Annotated in this window: 19 protein-coding genes; 5 read left to right on the top strand and 14 right to left on the bottom strand. The window is 70.0% G+C overall.

Going from position 1 to position 22,793, the window contains the following annotated elements; genetic code table 11:
* Positions 1–10: 10 nt before the first annotated feature.
* The 4 genes from IE246_RS11545 to IE246_RS11530 form a co-directional block, all read right to left on the bottom strand.
* Positions 11–1,942 (bottom strand): thiamine pyrophosphate-binding protein, encoded by a 1,932-nt coding sequence (locus IE246_RS11545; RefSeq protein WP_189989534.1) that lies wholly within the window; start codon positions 1,940–1,942, stop codon positions 11–13.
* Between the two features lie 25 nt (positions 1,943–1,967).
* Positions 1,968–2,726, bottom strand: coding sequence for an acylneuraminate cytidylyltransferase family protein (locus IE246_RS11540; protein ID WP_189989531.1), 759 nt, complete (start codon positions 2,724–2,726; stop codon positions 1,968–1,970).
* A gap of 75 nt (positions 2,727–2,801) precedes the next feature.
* The gene (locus tag IE246_RS11535) at positions 2,802–3,662 is read right to left on the bottom strand and encodes an SDR family oxidoreductase (RefSeq protein WP_189989529.1); all 861 of its coding nucleotides are present in this window, start codon (positions 3,660–3,662) and stop codon (positions 2,802–2,804) included.
* A complete protein-coding gene (locus tag IE246_RS11530; RefSeq protein ID WP_189989527.1) occupies positions 3,659–4,747 on the bottom strand; it encodes an N-acetylneuraminate synthase family protein in 1,089 nt (362 codons plus the stop codon). Before IE246_RS11530 ends, IE246_RS11535 begins: the two co-directional genes overlap by 4 nt.
* Before the next feature lie 307 nt (positions 4,748–5,054).
* On the opposite strand from IE246_RS11530, the gene IE246_RS11525 reads away from it, so the two are divergent.
* Positions 5,055–6,593 (top strand): capsule biosynthesis protein, encoded by a 1,539-nt coding sequence (locus tag IE246_RS11525; RefSeq protein WP_189989524.1) that lies wholly within the window; start codon positions 5,055–5,057, stop codon positions 6,591–6,593.
* The gene (locus IE246_RS11520; RefSeq protein ID WP_189989523.1) at positions 6,590–7,639 is read left to right on the top strand and encodes a hypothetical protein; all 1,050 of its coding nucleotides are present in this window, start codon (positions 6,590–6,592) and stop codon (positions 7,637–7,639) included. Before IE246_RS11525 ends, IE246_RS11520 begins: the two co-directional genes overlap by 4 nt.
* Before the next feature lie 9 nt (positions 7,640–7,648).
* Here IE246_RS11520 and IE246_RS11515 read toward each other — a convergent pair whose 3' ends face one another.
* From IE246_RS11515 to IE246_RS11505, 3 genes are read right to left on the bottom strand one after another with little or no spacing between them, the layout of a single operon-like run.
* Positions 7,649–9,037, bottom strand: coding sequence for a glycosyltransferase family 4 protein (locus IE246_RS11515; RefSeq protein ID WP_189989521.1), 1,389 nt, complete (start codon positions 9,035–9,037; stop codon positions 7,649–7,651).
* A 17-nt stretch (positions 9,038–9,054) separates the two neighbouring features.
* A complete protein-coding gene (locus IE246_RS11510) occupies positions 9,055–10,401 on the bottom strand; it encodes an HlyD family type I secretion periplasmic adaptor subunit (RefSeq protein WP_189989519.1) in 1,347 nt (448 codons plus the stop codon).
* Positions 10,388–12,127 (bottom strand): type I secretion system permease/ATPase, encoded by a 1,740-nt coding sequence (locus tag IE246_RS11505; protein WP_268245273.1) that lies wholly within the window; start codon positions 12,125–12,127, stop codon positions 10,388–10,390. The genes IE246_RS11510 and IE246_RS11505 overlap by 14 nt, the downstream gene beginning before the upstream one ends.
* A 180-nt stretch (positions 12,128–12,307) precedes the next feature.
* Between IE246_RS11505 and IE246_RS11500 the strand changes: the two genes are divergently transcribed.
* A complete protein-coding gene (locus IE246_RS11500; RefSeq protein WP_189989515.1) occupies positions 12,308–13,063 on the top strand; it encodes a hypothetical protein in 756 nt (251 codons plus the stop codon).
* 87 nt (positions 13,064–13,150) lie between these two features.
* Here the strand turns inward: IE246_RS11500 and IE246_RS11495 are convergent, their stop codons facing one another.
* The 6 genes from IE246_RS11495 to IE246_RS11470 form a co-directional block, all read right to left on the bottom strand.
* Entirely contained in the window at positions 13,151–14,167 is a 1,017-nt protein-coding gene (locus IE246_RS11495; RefSeq protein ID WP_189989513.1) for an FkbM family methyltransferase, read from the bottom strand.
* Between the two features lie 8 nt (positions 14,168–14,175).
* Positions 14,176–15,108 (bottom strand): NAD-dependent epimerase/dehydratase family protein, encoded by a 933-nt coding sequence (locus IE246_RS11490; protein ID WP_189989510.1) that lies wholly within the window; start codon positions 15,106–15,108, stop codon positions 14,176–14,178.
* Positions 15,105–15,635 carry a dTDP-4-dehydrorhamnose 3,5-epimerase family protein gene (locus IE246_RS11485; RefSeq protein WP_189989508.1) on the bottom strand — a complete coding sequence of 177 codons (531 nt, stop codon included), beginning with the start codon at positions 15,633–15,635 and terminating at the stop codon, positions 15,105–15,107. Before IE246_RS11485 ends, IE246_RS11490 begins: the two co-directional genes overlap by 4 nt.
* A complete protein-coding gene (locus IE246_RS11480; RefSeq protein WP_229836904.1) occupies positions 15,635–16,876 on the bottom strand; it encodes a class I SAM-dependent methyltransferase in 1,242 nt (413 codons plus the stop codon). Before IE246_RS11480 ends, IE246_RS11485 begins: the two co-directional genes overlap by 1 nt.
* Positions 16,873–17,649 carry a glucose-1-phosphate cytidylyltransferase gene (gene rfbF, locus IE246_RS11475; protein WP_189989504.1) on the bottom strand — a complete coding sequence of 259 codons (777 nt, stop codon included), beginning with the start codon at positions 17,647–17,649 and terminating at the stop codon, positions 16,873–16,875. Before rfbF ends, IE246_RS11480 begins: the two co-directional genes overlap by 4 nt.
* Before the next feature lie 121 nt (positions 17,650–17,770).
* Complete coding sequence (locus IE246_RS11470) at positions 17,771–18,811, bottom strand: glycosyltransferase family 17 protein (protein WP_189989502.1); 1,041 nt, start codon at positions 18,809–18,811, stop codon at positions 17,771–17,773.
* 215 nt (positions 18,812–19,026) lie between these two features.
* Between IE246_RS11470 and IE246_RS11465 the strand changes: the two genes are divergently transcribed.
* Together IE246_RS11465 and IE246_RS11460 are read left to right on the top strand one after the other, a co-directional pair.
* Positions 19,027–20,751 carry a hypothetical protein gene (locus tag IE246_RS11465; protein ID WP_189989500.1) on the top strand — a complete coding sequence of 575 codons (1,725 nt, stop codon included), beginning with the start codon at positions 19,027–19,029 and terminating at the stop codon, positions 20,749–20,751.
* Positions 20,752–20,759: 8 nt separating this feature from the next.
* Positions 20,760–21,710, top strand: coding sequence for a hypothetical protein (locus IE246_RS11460; protein ID WP_189989499.1), 951 nt, complete (start codon positions 20,760–20,762; stop codon positions 21,708–21,710).
* On the opposite strand, the gene IE246_RS11455 is transcribed toward IE246_RS11460, so the two are convergent.
* Positions 21,707–22,585: a hypothetical protein gene (locus IE246_RS11455; RefSeq protein ID WP_189989497.1), complete on the bottom strand. Its 879-nt coding sequence runs from the start codon at positions 22,583–22,585 to the stop codon at positions 21,707–21,709. The genes IE246_RS11460 and IE246_RS11455 overlap by 4 nt on opposite strands.
* Positions 22,586–22,793: the final 208 nt, after the last annotated feature.

Below are 22,793 nucleotides of genomic sequence, written 5' to 3'. Positions count from 1 at the left end.
CCGCCGCCGCTCAGCCGGTGGCGGACCTGATGCGCTCGGCCAGGCTGCGCGCGTCGAGCCGGTGGTGCGCCAGTACCTCGTCGTTGCGCCCGCACGCCGGCACTTCGTCGACCGCGAAGTGGTGCAGCCGCGGCGGAGTCGGCAGCCCGCCGAGCAGGACCCCGAGATGGCTGCCGAGGCCGCCGAGCGTGTAGTGGTTGTCGAGTACGCACACGTCACCGACGCCGGCGACCGTGCCGGCGAGCCAGCCGGCATCGACCCGGTTGAGCCACGGCAGGTCGATCACCCGCACCGACGGTCCGCCGGCTTCGGCGCACAGCGCCGCGGCCTTCATCGCCTCGGCCAGGAAGATCGGTCCGTAGGCGAACAGCACGACATCGGTGCCGTCGCGCAGCACCGTGCCCTGGCCCGGCCGCAGGGCGTAGTCTGCGGGGATCTCGAAGTCGCGCTCGATCGGCAGCGGACAAAGCCGGATGTAGGCGCCGGCCGTGTTGTCCTCCAGGCACCAGCGGGTCAGGGCCTCGCATTCGGCGGCGAAACCGGGCTCGACCACGGTCATGTGCGGCATCGAGCCCATGACCGCGATGTCGCGCGTGCCCTGGTGGCTGTGGCCGGGGCCGGCCGGGATCAGCCCGGCGAGCGACCCCATGTAGACGATCTTCCGGCGCTCGGTGGCGGCGTTGTAGATCTGCTCGTTGGCGCGCGGCGTCAGGAAGCAGGCGAACGAGTTGGCGACCGGCAGCATGCCGCCGATGGCCAGCCCGCAGGCCTGCGAGACCATGTCCTGCTCGGCGATGCCGCACTCCACGAACCGCTCCGGGAAGCGCTCGCGGAACGGGATCAGGCCGGTGTCGAGGATCAGGTCGGCGTCCAGCGCGACGATCTTCGGGTTGCGCTCGGCGCAGGCCAGCAGGGTCTTCGAGTAGCTGTCGACCATGCGCTCGCGCGGACCGGCCGGGGCGGCGGCGGTGCCGCCGGTGTCGACGGCGACCGGGGCGGCGTCGGTGATGCCGAGCTCGCCGAGCCTGAGCTGCACGCGGTCCCAGATCTCGTCGGCGCCGCGCCGGTAGTCGTCGGCCGACGGCGCGCCGCTGTGGTAGCGGTAGTACAGCTGGTCGGCCGCCATGGCGGTGTGCTCCATGAACGACACGCCCTTGCCCTTCACGGTGTCCGCCAGGACGATCGACGGCCGGTCGGTGTCGGCGGCGGCGTTGTCCAGCGCGGTCCGGATCGCCGCCATGTCGTGGCCGTCGATCCGCTGCACGTGCCAGCCGAACGCCCGGAACTTGGCCTCCAGGTCGCCGAGGTCGCTGGTGCCTTCGACGTAGGTGTCGGACTGCAGCTTGTTGTGGTCGACGAACACCGTCACCCGGTCGAGCTTCTGGTTCACCGCCGACGGCAGGGATTCCCAGATCTGGCCTTCCTGCAGCTCGCCGTCGCCGGTCAGCACGTAGACCCGGCGGTCGCGACCGGCCAGGCGGTCGGCGATGGCGATGCCCTTGGCCTTGGATATCCCCATGCCGAGCGAGCCGGTGTTGGTGACGATGCCCGGCGTGTCGATGTCGGGATGGCCGGGCAGGGCACCCAGCCGGCGCAGCCCGTCGAGCGATTCCTCCGGCAGCCGGCCGAGGCCGATCATCACGGCGTACAGGCCGGGGGAGTCGTGGCCTTTCGAAGAGAAGTACAGGTCGCCGTCCGGCAGCCCGTCGCCGGCCATCGCCTCCAGGTGCAGCCAGGTGACGATGTCGAGGCTGGAGAAGCTCGACCCGATGTGGCCGGAGCCGGCGCGCGCGATCATGTACAGCGCGTTGAAGCGCGCCAGGTCGGCGAACGCGGCGGCCTTCGCCTCCGGGCTGCCGTTGCTGCGCCGGACCCGCTCGAACAGGGCCGTGTCGGCACGGAAGAGGCGGCCTTCGACCGCCTGGGTGATCAGGTCCCCCACGTCAGAGTCTCCCTCGAATTGGCGGTCAGCCGGCCTCGAATGGCGGCATGTCGATCGGCGGCAGGGTGGCCTGGCCGCGTTCCAGCAGGTGGTTCACGTACCACCAGTCTTCCTCGGTGTTGACGTCGAGGCCCTCGTCGGCCTCGGTCAGGAACGGCATCAGCACTTCGCCGGCGATGGTGCCGCCCTCGGTCGCAACCCGGCTCCAGGCGATCTCCAGGCTGGCGTTCTGGACGTGCACCACCGGCAGGGCGGCGTACTGGCTGGAGTGCCAGGGCTGCTCGGCCGGTCCCATCGGCAGCAGCGGGTGCATGCGCTTGCCGCGCACGATCCACATCTTGGCCGGGTGCTGGCCGCATTTCTCGACGGCGCGCAGGGAGTCGACCCCCTGCTCGGCCAGGAACTCGGCCCAGGCCCGGCGGATCGTCCCGGCCTTCCGGAACGGGCTGGTCGGGCGGAGGATGCTGAACGCGTCGAAGTTCCGGCCGGCGGCACCAAGGGTCTCCAGCGCGTACCGTACCCAGGCGATGTCGGGCGAGGTGTCGCCGGAGATCTCGGCCGGGCGCAGGAACGGGACCTCGGCGCCGTAGTGCCGGGCGATCGCGGCGTAGTGCTCGGAATCGGTGGCGACCACCACGGCGCCGAACACCCCGCTGTCGACCGCCGAGCGGATCGAGTAGGCGAGCAGGGGGTGGCCGCCGAGCAGGCGGACGTTCTTGTCGACCACCCGCTTCGAGCCGGAGCGGGCCGGGATGAAGGCGACGCAGGAGGGACCGTCTGTCATGGGCGGGGTCGGGATTGTGTCATCGGACGGTCACGATAGAGGCGCCCGCACCCGGGGTAAATCGCGGCCTGCGGTTCACCAGGCCGTCCAGCCCCCGTCGGCGGTCAGGTTCGAGCCGGTGACGTAGCGCGAGGCGTCGGAGGCGAGGAACAGGATCACCCCGTTGTAGTCGCTCTCGTCGGCCATCCGCCCGAGCGGGACGCGCGGCTCGTAACCGGCAAGGAACTCCGGGTCCTGGTTGTTGAACACCCCGGCGAGCGTGACGGTGTTCACCCGCACACCGGACCGGCCCCAATAGGTCGCCAGGTAGCGGGTCAGGTTGTACAGCGCCGACTTCGAGGCCGAGTAGGCGACCGGCTTGTAGAACTGTTCGCCGCGGTCGCGCCGGTACTGGTACAGCGACTGGTCCGGCGACACCTGCCCGTAGATCGACGCGACGTTGACGATCGATCCGCGCCCGGCCTCGGCCATGGCGCCGCCGAACACCTGGCAGCACAGGAACACGCCCTCGGCGTTGACCTCGAACACCCGCCGCCATGACTCGACCGGATAGGACTCGAACGGCCCGTTCTCCTCCAGCGGGGCGTTCGGCGGCGAGTCGAGGGCGGCGTTGTTGATCAGGATGTCCGGCGTGCCGGCCTGCGCCCGGATCCGCGCCAGCGCGGTTTCCAGCGAGCCCCGGTCGGTCACGTCGGCGGAGACGCCGAGCGGGCAGGCCTCGGAGCCGGCCAGGTCGGGGAACGCCCGCGCGACGGCGTCGTCGTCGGCCCGCAGGTCGAGGGCCGCGACGCGGGCACCGGCCCCGGCCAGGGTCCGGCAGTACTGCCGTCCCAGTTGCCCGAGCCCGCCGGTGACGATCGCCACGCGGCCGCTCAGGTCGAACAGATCGAAGGGCGCGCGGAGCCCGGCTCCGTCGCGCCCGTCCGGCTCGGTCATTCGGCGCCGCCCCCGCCCGCCGCGATCCGGTCGTTGGCGGGGATCTGGTCTTCGCGGAACTGCTCGTCGCGCCGCATGGCCGAGCTCAGCCGCAGCCCGACCAGTTCGTCGACGCGGTACGGCGGCAGGCCGCCGCCGGGGCTCTTGAACGTGATGTCGTCGATCTGCAGCACGTGGCCGGTCGGCAGGTCGCGGGCGGCCACCAGGCTCTTCGCCATCTTGGTCAGCGGCGCCTTCTCGCTGTCGTAGGTGCGCTTGACGCCGTCGCCCATGGAGACCCGGGCGCGCTTGAGATCCCGCACCAGCTTGGAAAAGCCCTGGCGCTCCAGCGAGAAGGCGTGGTCGGTGCCCTTCATGGCCCGGTTCAGCGTGAAGTGCTTCTCGATGATCCGGGCGCCCAGCACGTAGCCGACCAGCGCCATGGCGATGCCGCTGTCGTGCGAGGACAGGCCGATCTGGATGTCCGGGAACTCCTCGCGGAAGGTCTTGATGACGTTGAGATTGAGCTCCTCGAAGGACGGCGGGTAACCCGAGGTGCACTGCAGGATCGTGAAGTTCGGGTTGATCGGCTTGATCGTCGCGTAGGCCCGCCGGACGTCGTCCATGGTGCCGCCACCGGTCGACACCACCATCGGCTTGCCGAAGCTGGCGATGTACTCGAGCAGCGGGATGTTCGTCAGGTCGCCGGATGCGATCTTGTACGCCGGCATGTCCAGGTCGCGCAGGAAGTCCGCGCTCGGCCGGTCGAAGGCGGTCGAGAAGAACAGCAGGCCGTGCTTCTCGGCGCGCTCGCGCAGGGCGACGTACTCGTCGCGGCCGAACTCGAGGAAGTCGCGGTGCGCCCCGTAGGTCTCGGCGAAGGCGTTCTCGCTGTTGTAGACCGAGTTGTACATCTCCTCGGTGAACAGCGCCCGGTTGTCGCGCTTCTGCAGTTTGACCGCCGAGGCGCCGCAGGCCGCCGCGGCGTCCACCAGTTCGAGCGCCTGATCCAGGCGGCCCTGGTGGTTGTGCCCGATCTCGGCGATGACGAAGCAGTCGCTGTCGTCATCGATGACGTAGTCGCCGATCTTGAAGGTGCGAGTCATTTCCCTCTCCCCACAGAGGTGCGTCCCACGTCAGATCCCCTTCCATACGTCTATCAAGTTCGAGACCGAACCGGTACCGTGAATTGTACTTAAGCCGAGCGCAGTTACGAAGTTCCCACATGGTCGCAGCATGCATGATCTCAGCCCGGATCGGACCACGGCGCTTCACCTGGATGAGGTAGGCCCGTTCGCCCCGGAACGCCGCGACCTGTTGCCGGACTGGCCGGCCATACTGGCCGGAGACCGTCACGGCTGGCGTTCCGCCCGGGCGGCGGCAGCCGGCGGACCGCGGGTCCTGATCCCGACGATGGTGGGTGGCCTGGCCCATGCCGGCGTGGTCGAGAGCCTGTTGGCGGTGGCCCTGACACTGCGTGGCGCCGCGGTCGAGTTCGTGCTCTGCGACGGTGTCCTTGGGGCCTGCCAGCTCGCGGTCCACGACGGCACCGTGTCGGCGGCACGGCTGGCCGCCGGCGAACTCGGCCGGACGCTCTGCGGCGCCTGCCACCGGGTCGGCTCGCGGATCGTCGACGGTCTCGACCTGCCGGTCCGCCGGCTGTCGGCCCTGACCACGGCCGCGGACCGCCGGGCCGCCGCAGCCGAGGCCGACGGCCTGGCCGGCGACAGGATCGCCGGCTACGCCCCGGACGGTCTGCCGCTCGGCGAGCACGCGATGGCGGGAGCCCTGCGCTTCTTCGCCGTGGGCAGCCTGGAAGGCGAACCGCTCGGCGAGGCGGTTCTGCGGCGGTATCTCGCGGCGAGCCGGCTGGTCGAACGGGCGACGACGCGGCTGCTGGCCGGCGCCCGGGTGGACCGTGCGGTGTTCCACCACGGCATCTACGTGCCGCAGGGCGTCGTCCGCGCGGTGCTGTCGCGGGCCGGCGTTCCGGTCGCCACCTGGAACCCCGGCTACCGTCGCGGCTGCTTCTTCTTCAGCCACGGCGACACCTACCACCACACGATGATCGACGAGCCGTCGGACCGGTGGAGCGGACTCGAACTCGGCGAGCACGATCGGGCGGTGCTCGCCAGCTACCTGACGAGCCGGCTGGACGGCGGCCGCGACTGGATCTGGTTCCACGACGCACCCGAGGGCGACCTGGACGCCTTCGTCCGGCGAACCGGCCTGGACCCGTCGCGGCCGGTGGTCGGGGCGTTCACGAACGTGCTGTGGGACGCCCGCCTGCACTTCCGAGGCAGTACCTATGCGGATCAGGTGGAGTGGCTGGCGGACACGGTCGAGTGGGCGGCGGCGCGGCCCGACCTTCAACTGGTCGTTCGTGTGCATCCGGCGGAGATCCGCGGCACGCTGCGGTCCCGCCAGCGCGTGATCGACGCGCTGCGCGACCGGGTCGGCCGGTTCCCGCGGAACCTGCTGCTGGTTCCGGCCGACGACCCGGTCAGCAGCTATGCGCTCGCCGCCCTGTGCGACACCGTCCTGGTGTTCGGGACCAAGGCCGCGATCGAGTTCGCGGCGGCCGGGCTCGACGTGGTCGCCGCCGGCGACGCCTGGACCCGCGGCAAGGGCGTGTCGCGGGACCCGGCCGGTCGGGCGGCCTATCGCAGGCTGCTCCGGGACTGGACGCCGCAGCCTCCCGGCGCGGCGCGCGTCGAGCGGGCACGCCGCTACGCCTATCACGTGTTCCTGCGGCGGATGATTCCGCTGCGGGCGTTCGTGCCGACCGGCGAGGACCCGCCGCTGCGCGTCGCGGTCGACGGGCTCGACGCCCTGCGGCCAGGCCGCGATCCGGGGCTGGACGTGGTCTGCGACGGCATCCTGGAAGGCGCGCCGTTCGAGTACGACGCCATGCGCCACGGCGCCGCCGACGCGCGGTTGGAGGCGGTGTGACGGTCCGTGTCGAGCTCGGAGGGTTCGAGGCGGTCTCGGCCCGGCGCCGGTCGCGCGCGCTGGCGGAGCTGGCGTCGCTGGCCGCGGCGGTCGCCGCCGAGAGGCTGGAGGTCGTCGCGTCGGGCGAGGCGGCGTTTGCGGCTCGGCTGCTGGTCGATCCGGCGACGCCGGTGGCCGCACGCCCGGCGGGCCCGCAGCCGTCGGTGGTCTGGCGAGCCTTCGGCGAGGCCTGCCCGGCGCCGCCGGAGGGGCGCTCGGTGCTGGTCGAGGCGGGTGGCCTCGGCCGGTTGCTGGACGCGCAGGAGGGGCCGGTCGGGCTCGATGCGGCGGTCGAGCGGCGGCTGCAGGCGCTGGCCGGCTCGGCGCGGGTGACGTGGCGGGTCGCGGCCGGCTGGCAGGTCGACCTGCTGGCCGAGCGGTTCGGTATTCCCGGCCGCCGGATTCAGCACCTGCCGGTGCAGGTCTCGCTGCCGCCTCGCGCACGGCTGCGGGAGGCGCTGCTGCCGCAGGGGCTGCCGGCCGACTACGTCCTCTGCCTGACGCCACTCGGCGCAGACGGCGACGTCGGAGCCGTCGTCCGGGCCCATGGGCTGCTCGGCGCCGCCGCGCCGCCCCTGGTCGTGCTGGGCGTCGAGGACGAAGCGTGGCGGCCCGGCTTGGCCGAGGTGGTCGCCGAGGCCGGTTCGCGCGGACGCGTGCTGCTGCTGCGCGATCTCGATCCCGGGACGGAGGCTGCGGCGATCGCCCGCGCCGGCGCCGTGGTGGCGGTGGACCGGCATCCGGCGCACGCCGTCCGGCTGCGTCAGGCGGCCATGCTGGGGCGACCCGCGGCGCTGCGGCGCCACCCGGCGCACCGGGCATGGGTGGACGGTGGGTCGTGGTTCGACGACGATGTCGGGGAACTGGCGGAGGCCTTGCGCGATCCGGTGGCGATACGGCTCAGGGAGCCGTGCGGGGACGGCCGTGGTCCGGCCGACCTGTCGTCGTGGCTCCGTCTTGCCGGGCAGCGCGACGAGCCTCGGGAGACTGCGCAATGGGTGCGCTGATCGATCTGGTCATGGAGCTGGTGCAGTCGACGCTCGACGTGTACGGGACCCTCCGCGAGATGGCCGAGCGTTGGAAGCGGTGGCGCGCGCGCCGCGCGGAGAAGCGGAAGAAGCGGGAACCGCCGTCTTGACCGGCCGACGTGCGGCCAGGGCATCGAACAGCGCCTGATACTCGGCGGCACAGGCGGCGGCGTCCCGGGTCGCCGGGGCCCGGTCGCGCAACGTCTCCCAGAGTGCCGGATTCTCGATGGCCGCGCGGAGCCGGTCGGCGAGGGCCCGCGGGTCGCCGACGGCGAAGTGCAGGCCGTCGACGCCGTCGCGCACGCGCTCCGCCATGCCGCCGATGGCGCCGCAGATCGGCGGGCGGCCGTGGTGGAACGCCTCGTCCAGGACCAGCGGGGCGTTCTCCCACCACAGCGACGGCACCACGATCCAGTCGGCCTCGGCCAGCCGTTCCGGCAGTTCCCGCTCCTCGTAGCCGCCGAGCAGCCGGGCGTGCCCCTTGCAGTCGGCGAGCAGCGAGTCGATCTCGCCCTTGAAGTCGTCGGTCTGGAAATGCGGAGCGCCGTGGATCGCCAGCTCGATGTCCCGGACCCCGTCGGCGAGCAGGAGCTGAACGGCCCGGAGCGCGACCTTCTGGCCCTTCGCCGGGCTGACGTTGCCGAGGATGGCGAAACGGTTGCGGCGGTCGCCCTCGCGAAGCGGCCGGGCGGGCACCGGGTCGCCGAGGTCGCGGCCGTTGCGGATCACCGAGACCCGGTCGGGTTCCATGCCCCAGTCGACCAGCCGGTCGCGCATCAGGGCGCTCGGAGCGACCAGGTGATCGACCGCCGCGAAATGGTGCTTGAGGTTGATCTCCCGAAGCTTGAAGGAGCCGCCCGGGATCTGCGGGAAGCAGGCGTGGCAGGCATCGATGCCGGAGCGGTAGCACAGGCGGTTGCTGCCGTACTTCACCATGATGCCGTCATGGTGGCAGGCGAAGTAGTAGTCGTGCACCGTCAGCACCACCACCGCGTCCGGGAGGCAGCGGCGCACGAACGGCAGGACCTCGGTCCCGAACCCCAGGAAGTGGTGGAAGTGCACGACGTCCGGCCGCAGGGTGCGGAGCAGCTCGCCGAACTCGGTGAACACTGCGATCTTGTCGCGCTGGAGATGGTGGAACCAGTCGTACTGCCCGACCCGGACGAGGTACTCCGACCGGGCGCCCGGCAGAGACTGCAGGACGGTGCCCGGGTTGGAGTGGCGCTGCTCGGGCGAGGCGGCGGCGACGAAGTGGACGTCCCGTCCGGCGGTGTCGCGCCAATGGCGGAACAGGCCATGGGCAACGAACTCGGTGCCGCCGGGATGGAAGCTCGGGTGGTTGTGGGCAACCACCAGGATGCGGGATGGTGTCGGCATCGCTCCTCGGGAACCGCTCAGGGCTCGCGCATGGCGGTTTCCGCGGCGAGCACGATCGGCGACAGCAGGTAGTCGAGCACGGTGCGCTCGCCCTTCACGATCATCACGGTGGCCTGCATGCCGGGGGCCAGCTCGACGTCCTTCAGCTTCTCCAACTCGGCGGGCGGGAGGACGACGTTGGCCAGGTAGTACTTGATCTCGGCGTCCTTCGGCGAGGCCAGGTCGGCCGACACCATCGTCACCTTGCCTTCGAGGAGCGGCGTCGTCCGGGCGCTGAGACCGGAGAGCCTGACCTTCGCCACCATGCCGACCGCGACGTTGTCGATGTCGTCCGGCCCGACATGGGTCTCGACGATCAGCTGGTCGTTCGCCGGGACGATATCCATGAGCGGCTCGCCCGCCAGGACCACGGTCCCTTCGCTGAACACCTCGAGCTTGACGACGGTCCCCGTCAGCGGCGACTTCAGGGTGAGCAGGCCGGCGGTGCTCGACGAGATGCCGATCTGCTGCTCGAGTTCGAGGATCTGGGCCTGCAGGGTGCTGACCTGCGTCAGCGCCTCGTTGCGCGCCTGCTCCTCGATGTCCAGCAGCTCCAGCCGGGTCGCGCCGACCTCGCTCTCGAGCTGGGCGCGCCGGCTCTGCAGGTCGCTCAGCTTGGCCTTCAGGTCGACATAGGTGCGCTTGGCGGCGAGGAAGCGGCTCTTCTGGATCAGGTTCTTGTTGTACAGGTATTCGACGGACTGCAGTTCGTCGACGCTGATGGCGATCTGCTCGCGGGTCGCCGAGATCTGGTTGTCGGTCGACCCGATCTGCGACTGGAGCTGGTCGATCCGGGCCTTGGTCACGTCGGTCCGGGCCTTCAAGGCGCTGGTCCGCGCATCGAACAGGTCGGCTTCGGTGATCATGGCGGCCCGGATGTCCGGATCGTCGGCCCGCTCCAGCAAGCTGTCGGGGAAGCGGACCGCGGTGCGCCCGGCCGCCTCGGCCTGGAAGCGGGCCAACTGCGCCTGGGTCGCGTAGTAGCGCCGCTGGAAGATCTCGACGTTGGCGTTGGCGCGCGTCGGGTCCAGTTCGATCAAGGGCTGGCCTTCGACGACGCGGTCGCCCTCCGATACCAGCAGCCGGTGGACGATGCCCGACTCCAGGACCTTGAGCGTCTTGCGGTGGCTCTCCACCCGAAGCTCGCCTGGCGCGGCGGTGGCGCTGTCAAGCTTGGCGAAAGACATCCAGACGGCGACGCCGATGACGGCCGTGATCGCCGTCAGCAGAATGAAGGTACGGATGTCCAGGATGTTCGGGTCGCGCTCGACTTCCGTGTAGCCGCGCGGCACCGTGTCGAGTGAGAGCGCCCTATCGGCCGGCATGGCTGTCCACCGCTTTGACGAGACGCCGTTCCGGGCCCGGAGCCGGCAGCAGTCCGAGTTCTTCGAGCGCCTTGTCGCGCCAGCCGTAGAACTGAATCCGACCCTCCTTCAGGATCAGGATCTTGTCGGTCACCTGCAGCACCGACGCGCGATGCGAGATCACGACGACGGTCGCCCCGTTGTCGGCGGCCGCCCGCATCGCGCTGAGCAGGGCGCGCTCGCCTTCCTGGTCGAGGCTCGCATCCGGCTCGTCGAGCACGATGTAGCGCGGTTCGCCGAACAACGCCCGGGCCAGCGCGATGCGCTGGCGCTGCCCGCCGGTCAGGGTGTAGCCGGTGTCGCCGATCCGGGTGTCGTAGCCGAACGGCAGGTGGCCGATCATCTCGTGGGCACCGGCCCGCTTGGCGGCGGCGATCACATCCTCGATCGGCACGTCCGTGAAGCGGGAGATGTTCTCGCGCACCGTGCCGTCGAACAGCGAGACCGACTGCGGAATGTAGCCGGTGAAGGATCCGAAGCTGCGGCGTTCCCACTGGAACACGCTGGTGCCGTCGATCCGTACCGAGCCCGAGGTCGGCTTGACGATGCCCATCAGCAACCGGGCGAGCGTGGACTTTCCGGCGGCCGACGGACCTGCGATCCCGACCACCTCGCCCGGCGACATGGCGAACGAGATGCCCCGGATGACCGCGTGCGAGAAGCCCGGCGGGGCATAGACCAGGCTGTCGACGGTCACCGCACCGGTGGGCCGCGGCATCGGCGAGGGCAGGCGCGCGTCGCGGCTGTCGATCGTCAGGTCGGTCCGGAGCCGGCCCCAGGCGGCCCGGGCGCCGATCACCTGGCGATAGGTGTCGATCAGCTTGGAGAACGGCGTCAGCATGAGGGCCGTCACGATGAACGCGGCGAAGATCGCGCCGGCCGACATCTCGTTGTTCAGGACCAGGATGACCGCGACGGTCACCACCACGACCTTCACGTACAGCAGGAAGGTCCGCGAGAACGCGCCGATCACCGCCAGGCGGCTGTTGGCGTGCTCGGCGAGATCGAGGGCGATGTCGTTTTCCTTCTGCCAGCGGCCGATGATCCGGTCGGACATGCCCATCGCCTCGACCGCTTCGGCGTTCCGCAGCGAGTTGCCGATCGTCGCGGTGGCCACCAGGCTGCGCTTCTCCGCCTCGAACAGCGAACGCCGGCTGACGATCTCGCTCAGGTAGCTGAGCATGATCATGCAGCCGGCCGAGACCAGGCCGAGTACCCCGAGATAGAAATGGATGGCGAACAGCACGATGAAGAACACCGGCGTCCACAGCAGCTCGAAGCCGGTGACGATGCTGCTGCCCTGGATGAAGTTGCGGATCTCGCCGATGTCGCGCAGCGACTGGGCGGTCTGGTTCCGCGAGGCGACGGACTGCCGGATGCCGGCCTCGATCGCGTCGATGCCGGTGCGCTGGGAGAACCAGATCGCCATGCGGCGCAGCAGCCGGGAGCGGGCGTAGTCGAGGGCGGTCGACACCAGCAGGGCGAACAGGGTGATCGCCCCGAGAGCGAATAGGGTGCTGAAGCTGCCGCTTGCGACGACGCGGTCGTACACCTGCATCATGTAGATCGGCACGACCAGGAATGACACAGTGGTGATCAGCGTCACCACGCCGACGATCGCGAGGGCAGGGATGCAGCGGCGAATTATCCCCTTCAGAGGGTCATGAGATGTCGCACCGTTCGCCACCAAGGCCTCTCCGCCTCTGTCCGTGTCCACGCCCGGGAGCGGTCGGGGAATTGCCCCATCGGGATCACGCCCCTCGAATCTCTAAGCCGTTTTCCTTTGAAAATCCAGCGATACGGCCGGATATTCCGGTGTCCGCGACCGTGTCGTTCCGCTGGCGTCCAAGCATGAGAGGTTGACGGTATGAGCACCGCATCCGGGGGAACCGTGCGATCGATCGGGTTGGCTGCGGTCAATCTGCAGGGGTTCATCGACGCGATCGAGCGCGGCATCGTCTACGGCTGGGCCTGGAACCCGCAGCGGCCCGAGGAGAAGATCGAGGTCGAGATCCTTCTCGGGGCCACGCAGCTGGCAACCGTGACCGCCGACCGATTCCGCGACGACCTGGTCGACCTGGAGATCGGGGACGGCCAGCACGCGTTCGAGTACGTGCTGCCGGACGACCTGGTCGGCCAGGTCGACAGTTCCGAGATCGAAGTCCGGTTCGCCGGCAGCGAGGTCCCGCTGCCCCGGATGCAGGTGCGTCCGCAGCGCCGGACCCGCCCCGACGGCCCTCCCAGGCTGGAGGCCGAGGTCATTGTCGCCCTGCAGGAGCGTATCGCCATGCAGGAGCAGGTCATCAACGACATGAGCAACCTGCTCAGGGGCATGGTCGACCGGTTCAAGAACCTGCCGGTCCCGAGCGGCAACGGCAACGGTCCGGTGCTGGACGGCGAACTGGCCGAGGCGCTGGACCGCCAGTCGTCGACCCTGAAGTCGATCGAGACCTACGTCGCCACCTTCGGTCAGAGCCTCCGCGAGATCGCGGACACCAACTCGGCGCAGCGTTCGGCGGCGCCGGAACCGACGGGCCGGTTCCGCGGCATGGATGCCGTGTTCCTGCTGCTGCTGGCCGCAGTCGTCGTCGGCTTCATGGTGGCGTTCGGCGACCTGCTGTAGGCCGCCGGGGCTGCTCGCCCCGGGAACGGCCGGCGCCCGCAGAGGCGGCGCCGACCGGTCGGTTCGGACGAACGTCCTCGTCGCGGCTCACGGCTGGAGGTCGTCGGGAACGAGGTCCGATCGGACGTACCAGATGTTGACGCTCGGGGCGTTGGCGCGGGCGGCGGCCAGCCAGTCGGCCATCTCGGCGATCGGCCGCATCTTGGCGTCGAAGACCCGGTAGCCGGCCGCCAGCAGCCGGTCGTTCAGGCCGACATACGCCTCCAGCGTGTTGAACACCGAGAACTCGACGAAGATCATCTTGATCTTGCCGGCGTGGCGCGCGAGCGCCTCGCCGAGCAGCGGCTCGGCCCCTTCGATGTCGATCTTGATCAGGTCGACCGGGCCCCCGCCGGCGGCCTCGATGACGGTGTCCAGGGTGATCGCGCGAACCTGCTCGGTTCCGGTCGTGCCGCGGTCGCGCAGGCGATCCAGGCCGTCCTCGACCAGAACGGTGTTCATGTCGCCGGCCCCGACCGTGATGTCGATCGTGCCCTCGCGGTCGGCTACGGCGGCGTGGATCAGCTGAAGGTTGTCGGTCGGAAAGGTCTGCAGGGTCCGGTTGCGCTCGAACTCGACGATGTTCTCGCTCGATGCCTCGACCGCGACGATGCGGGCGTCCGGCAGGCTCCTGGAGAAGAACAGCGAGATCTCGCCGATGTTGGCGCCGATGTCGATCACCCGTTCCGGCTTGTCGGTGACCAGCTGCAGCCGTCCGAGCAGCGACGCGCCGGCGGCCCGGCCGGACTTCCGGAAGAAGCGCATGTCGCGGTCGGCGTGCATGCGGACGCCGTCTAGCTCGGCGAGCACGCTGTCCCGCGCGACCACGACGCGGCCGTGCCAGTCCAGCCCGTCCAGGACCGACTGCAGCCCCTTGACCCAGTGATCGATCAGAACCGAGCGAAACGCCTTGTTCCGACTCTGCGGCGACCGGCTCCACAGCGCCCCGAGTTCGGCCGGCAGCGCCTTCGACAGCTCGAAAGCGGGATTCGGCTGGGCTTCCATCTCGCGCAGCCGTCGGGCCGCTTCCTCCAGGCGCAACGCCAGTTCCTGATGGTCTTCCATCGCCTTCCTCAGTGTCCGTGGTCCGCCGCCCCGGGGCCGGACCGCCACGCCGCGACCGCGTGACGAAGCCCGTCCCGCAGGGAGATCGTCGGCCGGAAGCCGACCTCGCCGGTCAGGATACCGACATCGGCGACCAGATAGGCAGGGTCGTCGGGCCGGTCGGGCAGGGCGCCGAACTCCAGCAGGTCCGAACGGCCGGTGAGCTCGCCGATGGTCTCCGCGACCGCGCGGACCGGGACGGGGGTGCCGGTCGCCACGTTGACCGCACCGGTGCGGTCGCTGCGGGCGATGGCGGCGATGGCGGCGCCGGCGTCGCGTACGTCCATGAAGTCCCTGACCTGGCGGCCGGAGGTGGTCCGGGCCGGTTGCCCGGCCAGCAGCGACCGGGCCAGCGAGGGGACCAGGCGCGCCGGCTGCTCGCCGTCGCCGTACAGCAGGAACAGGCGGGCGTGCGCGTGCGCGACCCCGGTGGTCCCGCAGTACGCCCCGACCAGCAGCGCCATGGCATGCTTGGCGGCGCCGTAGAGCGTATGCGGCCGAAGCGGCGTCGTCGCCTCGCGGCACGGCTCGCCGCCCAGCACGGTCCAGTCGTATTCGGCACAGGTGCCGATCGTGACGATCCGGCGTCCGCCGGCTTCGACGAAGGCTCTCACGAGGCCGAGGGTGCGCGCCGTCCAGTCCAGATTGGCCGGGTCGCTCCAGTACCGCCCGTGCTCGGTCGACCACGCTGCGTGGATCAGGGTCTCGGGCCGGGCCTCCCGCAGAAAGCCGACTACGGCATCGGGCTCGCCGAGCATGTCGGCGATCACCGGGGTCACGCCGGCCGGCATGGCCGCGGGATTCCGGCCGACACCCGCCACCGTCTCGCCGGCGGCCAGCAGCCCGACCGCCGTGGCCCGTCCGACGAAACCGCTGGCCCCGGTCAGCAGGACCCGGCTCATGACCCGAAATCCGGATAGCCGGCGTCGCGCGGCGAGATCACGGCCGGGGCCGCCGGCCACTCGATCGCGAACGCCGGGTCGTTCCAGCGGACGCCGGCGCCGGCCGACGGCTCGTGGTCGGCATCCATCATGTAGTGGAGGACGCTGCCGTCGACGAGGCTGAGGAAGCCGTGCGCGACACCGGCGGGGATATGCAGCGACCGGTGGTTCTCCGGCGACAGCTCGACCCCGTACCAGGCCTTGAAGGTCGGGGAGTCCGGGCGCAGGTCGACGACCACGTCGAACACCCGTCCGGCGATGCAGCGAACCAGCTTGGCTTCCGGATGCGGGGCCTTCTGGTAGTGCATGCCGCGCAGGGTGCCGGCGGCCAGATTGGTCGAGATGCTGGTCTGGCGGACCGCCAGGTCGATCCCGGCCGCGGCGAAGGTCGTCAGGCAGAACGCGCGCTCGAAGCTGCCCCGATCGTCCCGGTGGGCGTGGCCCTCGACCAGCGTGACGCCGGCCACCCGGGTCGATCGGAACTCCATCAGAGCAGCTCCAGCCGGGGAACCGCGACCACGAAACGGCCGCCCCAGTCCCTCACCTGCGCCATCGAGCGGACGATCTCGTCGCGCAGGTTCCAGGGCAGAATGAGCACGTAGTCGGGTTTCGTGACCGACAGCCGGTCCGGCGCCAGCACCGGAATCCGGCTCTGTGGCAGCAGGTGATTCTGCTTGAGCGGGTTCATGTCGACGACATAGGCGAGCTCGGCCGGCCCGACGCCGCAGAAGTTGAGCAGGGTGTTGCCCTTGGCGGCGGCACCGTACCCGACCACCGACTTGCCGTCGCGCCGGGCGGTGGTCAGGAACTCCAGCAGGTCCTGGCGGATGCGCAGGACCCGGGCATAGAACCGGTCGTAGGTGTCGACGTTCTCCAGGCCGGCGGCGAGCTCGGCCTCGACGGTCTCCCGCACGGCACCGGTGGTCGGGTGGCCGGCACCCTCGTGGCAGGCGAACACCCGCAGGCTGCCGCCATGGGTCGGAAGATGCTCGACGTCGAACACCCGCAGGCCGCTGGCCGCGAACAGCCGGCGCAGGAAGCCGAGCGAGAAATACGAGTAGTGCTCGTGGTAGATGGTGTCGAACTCGCCGCCCTCCAGCAGGCGCTGGAGGTGCGGCACCTCGACCGAGATCACGCCTTCCGGCGACAGCACGACGGGCATGCCGGCGACCAGCGACGTCGGGGACGGAACGTGCGCCAGGACGTTGTTCGCGACGATCAGGTCGGCCGATACGCCGCGCGCCCGCAGGGCCTCGGCGGTTTCGCGGTTGAAGAACGCCGTCTCGGTCGGCACCCCCGCGGCCCTCGCCAGCTCGGCCACGTTGCCGGCCGGCTCGACGCCCAGCGCCTGGATGCCGCGGGCGACGACGTGCTTCAGCAGGTAGCCGTCGTTGCTGGCGATCTCCAGAACCAGGTTGCCGGCTCCCAGTGCGAACCGGTCGGCCGCCGCCTCGACGAACCGACCGGCATGGGCGACCCAGGACGACGAGAACGACGACAGATAGGCATAGTCGCTGAAGATCGATTCCGGCGGGACGACGTGATCGAGCTCGACCAGCCAGCAGTCGTGGCAGACGACTGCGCGCAGCGGGTAGCGCTGTTCCGGCTGGTCGGCCCGTTCCGGCGCGACATAGGCGTTGGCGGGAACCTGCTCGCCGAGGTCGGCGACCAGCGAGTGGCGGGTCGAGCCGCAGAAGCGGCAGGCGAAGGACGGGGGCGTCACGGTCACGACCATGTCTTCCAGGGGGCGTGGCCGCTCTCCCAGAGTTCCGTGAGCCAGAGCTTGTCGCGCAGCGTGTCCATGCACTGCCAGAATCCGGGGTGGCGATAGGCGTGCAGGTCGCCTTCGCGCGCCAGCCTTTCCATCGGCTCGCGCTCCCAGATCGTCTCGTCGCCCTCGATGTAGTCGAGGACCGACGGGTCGAGCACGAAGAACCCGCCGTTGATGAGTTGGCCGTCGCCGTCCGGCTTTTCGGCGAACGCCTCGACGACGTTGTTCTTGATCGCCAGGTTGCCGAACCGCCCCGGTGGCCGGACGGCGGTGACCGTCGCCTTGCGTCCGTGCTGCCGGTGAAACGCGACGAGCGCGCGGATGTCGACGTCGGCGACGCCGTCGCCGTAGGTCATCAGGAACGGCTCGTCGGCTGGCAGGTGGTGGCGAACCCGTTTCAGCCGGCCACCGGTGTTGGTGACGTCGCCGGTGTTGACCAGGGTCACGCGCCAGCGGTCGTTATGGTGAGTGTGAAAGTCCAGGCTGCCCGACGACAGGTCGATGGTGACGTCGCTTCGGTGGAGCAGGTAGTTGGCGAAGTGCTCCTTGATGACGTAGCCGAGATAGCCGAGGCAGATCACGAAGTCGGTATACCCGTGCGACGCGTAGATCTTCATGATGTGCCAGAGGATCGGCTCGTCGCCGACCCGGACCATCGGCTTCGGCCGGACGTCGGTCTCCTCCGACAGCCGGCTGCCGCGCCCCCCTGCCAAGATGACTACCTTGGTCATTCGCCACCCGTCTCCTGCTTGCCCCGTCTCAGTGGTTACCGGCGACCGGCAACCCGCGCAAGCGTGTTGGGCCGGTAGCCCGCGACACCGGTCGCTCCGGCCTGTGTAGGAAGGGGGCGCTCTACCGGGACGAGGCCGACCCGACGTATTCCGGCACCTGCGCCGTGCGCCGGCCGGACTTCCGGTCGCTGGCGGCAACGACGTACTCGAGGGCTTCCGCCAGCCGGGTTCCGTCGATCGGAGCGAGCTCTCCGGGATACGGGCGTTCCGGGGTCAGGCAGACGTAGCCGGACAACGGGTTCCCCGCTCCGACCCTGTCGCGGTCGCGCAACAGCGCCTCGATCGCGGACGACGAGTGTCCAAGCGACCGCAGGTGGGTGTCGAGGGTGCTGCCGGGCGCCACGTACTGAAGGTGGATGCCGGCGTTCGGCTTCACCTCCCAGCCGTGGACCGGGGGCCGGCAGGCGTCGATCCGGATCTCCGACGGCGTACGGCGCGACAACTCCGTTGCCGGAACCAGGGCGGGTCCGAAATGCAGCCGGGAGGGGCCGGCGAGACGCTCGTGATTCGAGAAGAACAGGGTCTGACGCATGCCCAGCACCTGCAGGCCGGAAAGGCCGCCGCCGACGGCGTCCGCGTAGGGGATTTCGTCGATGTCGCACAGCAGGACGAAGTCGCCGTCGCTGGCGAAACGGGCCACCAGGTCGGCGAGGCGGTCCCTCTGCAGCATTGTCGCGATGCCGGCGTCGTCCAGCCAGCCCGGTAGTTCCACCTGGAGCGCCGCCACCCGGCCGCTCCAGCCCCGCCGCGCGATTTCCGCCTCGGTCAGCGCGTACTCCCGCGGCTTTCCCGAGAAGGTCCGGTTCGCCTCGACCACCAGGGTCCTGGAGGTCACGCCGGACAGGGCGTCGATCCGGTAGGCCAAGAGGTCCCATTCGCCGTTGAACAGGACGGCGTCGAACACGTCCGGTTCATCCTTCGCCTCGCCGGTCAGCACGAACGACGCCGAGCGCCGGGAGAAGGCGCCGAGGAACTGGGCGGCGATCCGGTCGCGTTCGGCGCGGTCGGCCGATACCGACGCCAGCGACCGCAGCCGGACGACGAACTCCCGGAGATCGGCGGCTGCCAGGGCCGGGCGGTTGCCGGGTGAGACCGTTGTCATGAAGACCGTTGATCTCTGTTTAAGTGAGAACGGCTTAGGGTGCTAACCTACCGAATTGTTGTATGCTAGCGCCATCGCCGGGAAGACGGTATCCGATTTCGGGAGCGAGGGTTCGGCGCCGTCGACTGTCGATCGAGAGCCGGCCTGGAAACCCGGGCGTTTCCTTGCGACAATCCACTATGGAGCAGATGATCGTCCCGACAGGAAACGCGCCCGTGATTGACGCATCGGAGTGCGTCGGCGAGTTCATGTGGGCGCTGGAGAAAGGCGACTTCGCCGAGGCGGACGCCGCGCTGGCCAAGGCCCGTCGGATGTCGCCGGCCGATGTCGACCAGGTCCTCCGTGCGTTCGGTCGCTACTGCGAGGACCCCGAGGAACCATCCTGGAAGATGATGACCAGGCTGGCGAACAGCGCGTTGCAGGCGGGTTTCCGTCGAATGGCGGAACTGGCGCTCGAGCGGCTGACGGATTGGCCGGTCGGGCTGCCGCAGGTCTATGGCGAGGCGGTGCAGCTCAGCCTGGCCTGTGCCCGGCTCGATCTTGCCGCGGTCTATCTGCGCAAACTGAACCGGGACTTCGCGGATCACCCGGCGACGGCGGTCGCCGCCGCGCGTTTTCGGGAGGCTCGGGCGGTGTTCCTGCGCGTCGCCGCACAGGGCGAACCGGAAGATGCCGCGGCGTCCGGACCGGCGTCGGACCCCCGCGCCGATCTTGGCGAAGCCTTGCTCCGGGCCGGGCGACCGGCACAGGCTCTCGACGCGTGTCGGGCGCTGGCGGACGAACCGGCGGGCGACCGGCGGGTCTGGGGCCTGGTCGGCGAGGCCTACCAGGCCATGGGCGAGCACGGGATGGCGGCGCAGGCGTATCGGCGCGTGCTGTCGTCCGACGGGTGGGAGACCGGTATCCGGTGGGTCGAGCGGCTGGGGGACGCCCATCTGGCGGACGGCAATCCGCACGTCGCCGTCAGGTGCTTCGGCTACTGCAGCTTCCGCAATACCCACGACATCCGGGTCCGTCGGAAGCTGGCGCGGGCGACCGGCCGGATCTGGCGGAGCCGCCTGGTCGCGGAACCCTGGGAGCGCCGCGACGGTCCGCCGCGCTATTTCGACTGCTTCATGTTCAACGGCGAGGTCGACCTCGCCCGCATGCGCTTCGCGGAACTGTGGGATCACGTCGACAAGTTCGTCGTCGTGGAGGCGGCCGAGACGTTTACCGGCAACAAGAAGCCGCTGATGTTCGAGGAGAACATCGAGAGGTTCCAGGAGTTTCGGGACAAGATCATCCACGTCGTCGTGGATTCGTTCCCGGCGTGCTGCGAGTATCCCTGGGCCAAGGACTTCTATCAGCGCGACGCGATGGTGCGGGGGCTGGACGGGCTGGCCGCCGACAACGACTTCGTGGTCATCGCCGACGCCGACGAACTGTGGCGGTGGGACGTCGTGCGGCGGTTCGAGGGCGACGTCGCGACGATGCGGATGCGGATGGCCAAGAACTTCCTGAACTATCAGTCGGTCGGAAGCGGGCGGGCCAACCGCGACACCGCGGCGATCGCCCGCTTCCGGCTGGTCCGCGAGCACGGGGCGAGTGCGGTGCGCTTCAATCTGGCACGACAGCGCCGCAAGGATCTCGGCATCTGGCTGGACGACGCGGGCTGGCACTTCCATGCGCTCGGCGACGAGCACTTCATCCAGTACAAATTCAGCTCCTACGCCCATCGCGAGCACCACAACAAGCCGGACCTCGTGCAGATCGAGCGCGTTCGGGCACGGCTCGACCGGCTGCGGGCCGGAGACCACGAGGAGGGCTGGGCCGCGGTGCCGCCGGGACCGTTCTTCCCCGCCAGCGTTCAGCGAGACGCCGAGTCGTACGACAACATGATGCTGCCGTCTGACGAAGGAACGATAAGCGAGTGGATACGACGCCTCTCGGTCAACGTTTAGAGCGCCCCATGGACCTTCAGCAATCGGTCGACTGGGGCGGCTTCGTCGGGCGGCTGGAAGCCGCCCGATGCGCACCTTCCTCGACCGACGATCTGGCGGATCTCTGGGAGCGGGACGTTCCGGACGAAGGAACGATCCGGCGGCTGGTGCGGCTGGAGCTCCGCTACGGCTCGCCGGTTCTGGCTCTGGATCTCGCGATCTGGGCGCTGAACAACCGGTCCGACCAGCCCGAGATGCGGGTGATGGCCGTGCGCGCGGCGTGGCGAGACGGGCTGTTCTCCCTGGCCCGCAAGCTGTTGCGGCCGCTGATCGAAGGGCCCGGCAAGGTCGATAACGGCTGGGCCGAGAAGCTGACCGTGATCTGGCGGGACATGGCGCTGGCCGAGGGCGACGCGCTGGGCCTCAAGCAGGCCGTGGCGGTCGACCCCGCGCACCTGGAGGCGCTGACGCGCTACGGCGACCAGTTGTGGGAGCGGCGCGCGCATACGGAAGCCCGGGGGGTGTACCGCTGGGCGACCTGCAGCGGGATTCCGGTCGCCAAGGCGTATTTCCGGGTGGCGACGAGCGATCCCGGAGGATGCGGGCCCGAGGTCGCCGCCGATCTTCTACAGTCCGCGCTGCAACGGAGCGGCGATCCGCGTCTTCGGGGGCGTCTGCTGGTCCAGCTGATGGCCCTGGACCGCCGGGACGAGGCGATGGCGTTGCTGGCCGACGGCGAAGCCTGGACCGAGTCGGACGAGGCCGTGACGGCGCGCGACTCGCTGGTTGCCTATGCGCGCGCGCAGTTGCGGGCGGCGGCGATCGAGGACCTGGACGGCCAGGACCGGGAGCCGGGCGACCACTCGGCCGAGCGCAGACGCGAACGCCACCGCGCCGGTGCGGACCTCGCGGCGGCGGGTTGGCTTGGCCCGGCGATCTGGCACCTGCGAAAAGCCGCCGGCGACCGGGGAAAGGCCTAAGGCTTGCCCGGGCCGTCGGGGGCGGCCGGAGCGCCGCCGCTCGCCGCTCCTTCGGCGGAGGCTCGCTTGAGCGTCTCCCCCCACTCGAGCACGATCTGGGATTGACGCTCCAGAATGCCCGGATGCGTCGGGAACTCCTGCGTGCCGTGGTCGAAGAACCACTTGAGGAAAGCCCGCCGCCCCTCGAACGTGCCGGTGTCGAACGTGGCCTGGAGATCCGGGCGGGCGGCGTGCGTGAACTCGAGATACCGGGTGAACGGCGGGGGCGTCGACGCCTCACCGGGGCCCGACAGCAGTTCCACGTGGTCGGCCGGGAGCAGGTCGCCGCACCGTAGATCGAACACGCCCTGTCTGATGAACCAGCCGAGGTAGCCCGCTATGGCTTCCGGCGTGGGCTTGAAGGTCTCCTGCAGATCGGGGCGCACGCACCACAGGAGTGCCGCGAGCCACGGGAGGCCGACGGGCAGCCCGGTGGCGATCGGCTGCGCAACGGTTTCGGCGAGTCGGTCCTTGGCTTCGGCGACCGGGCCGCGCAGCACGTCGATCTCGCGTCGCCCGTCGCGGATCGCCCAGACCCAGAGGCCGGCATAGCCGGCCGCGGTATTCAGGTCGAAGGCCCTGTTCAGGTCGATCCGGATACGCCAGGCGGCGTACAGGGCGGCGGGAAGTTCCGGCAGCCTTCCGAACGGGCTGTCGGGTGCCCGCAGCGCCAGACGCTCTTCCTCCGTGAGCAGGACCGCAAAGTCGAGACGCACCGCCATCGGGACGTCGTTGGTCGCCGGCGGCTGAAGCGGGTCACGGTTGTCCGCCGGGTCCCGGTCCTCGCTGACAGCTTGTGCAACTGCGCTCAATGACTGCATCGGCGTCGAAGGCATTGCGGCTCCCGGACCTTGGGGTGGGCAATAAGTCTGACATACTCTATGTCCTTCACTGGAGTATGAGTCAAAAATCGAGTGTGCAGTGCACCACCCGAGGGTGGGGCCTTCGTGGCGGTGCGGCACTTGGTGGACAGCGCCGGCATTGCCGCGGAGCGGCGAATTGGAGGGGGTGTCAGTGAGCGAAGGGCAGGGGCGCGAGCAGGGT

This window comes from Thalassobaculum fulvum, assembly GCF_014652915.1.
Classification (GTDB): domain Bacteria; phylum Pseudomonadota; class Alphaproteobacteria; order Thalassobaculales; family Thalassobaculaceae; genus Thalassobaculum_A; species Thalassobaculum_A fulvum.
Note: the sequence above shows the minus strand (reverse complement) of the source record. Positions and strands in the feature narration are given on the sequence as shown.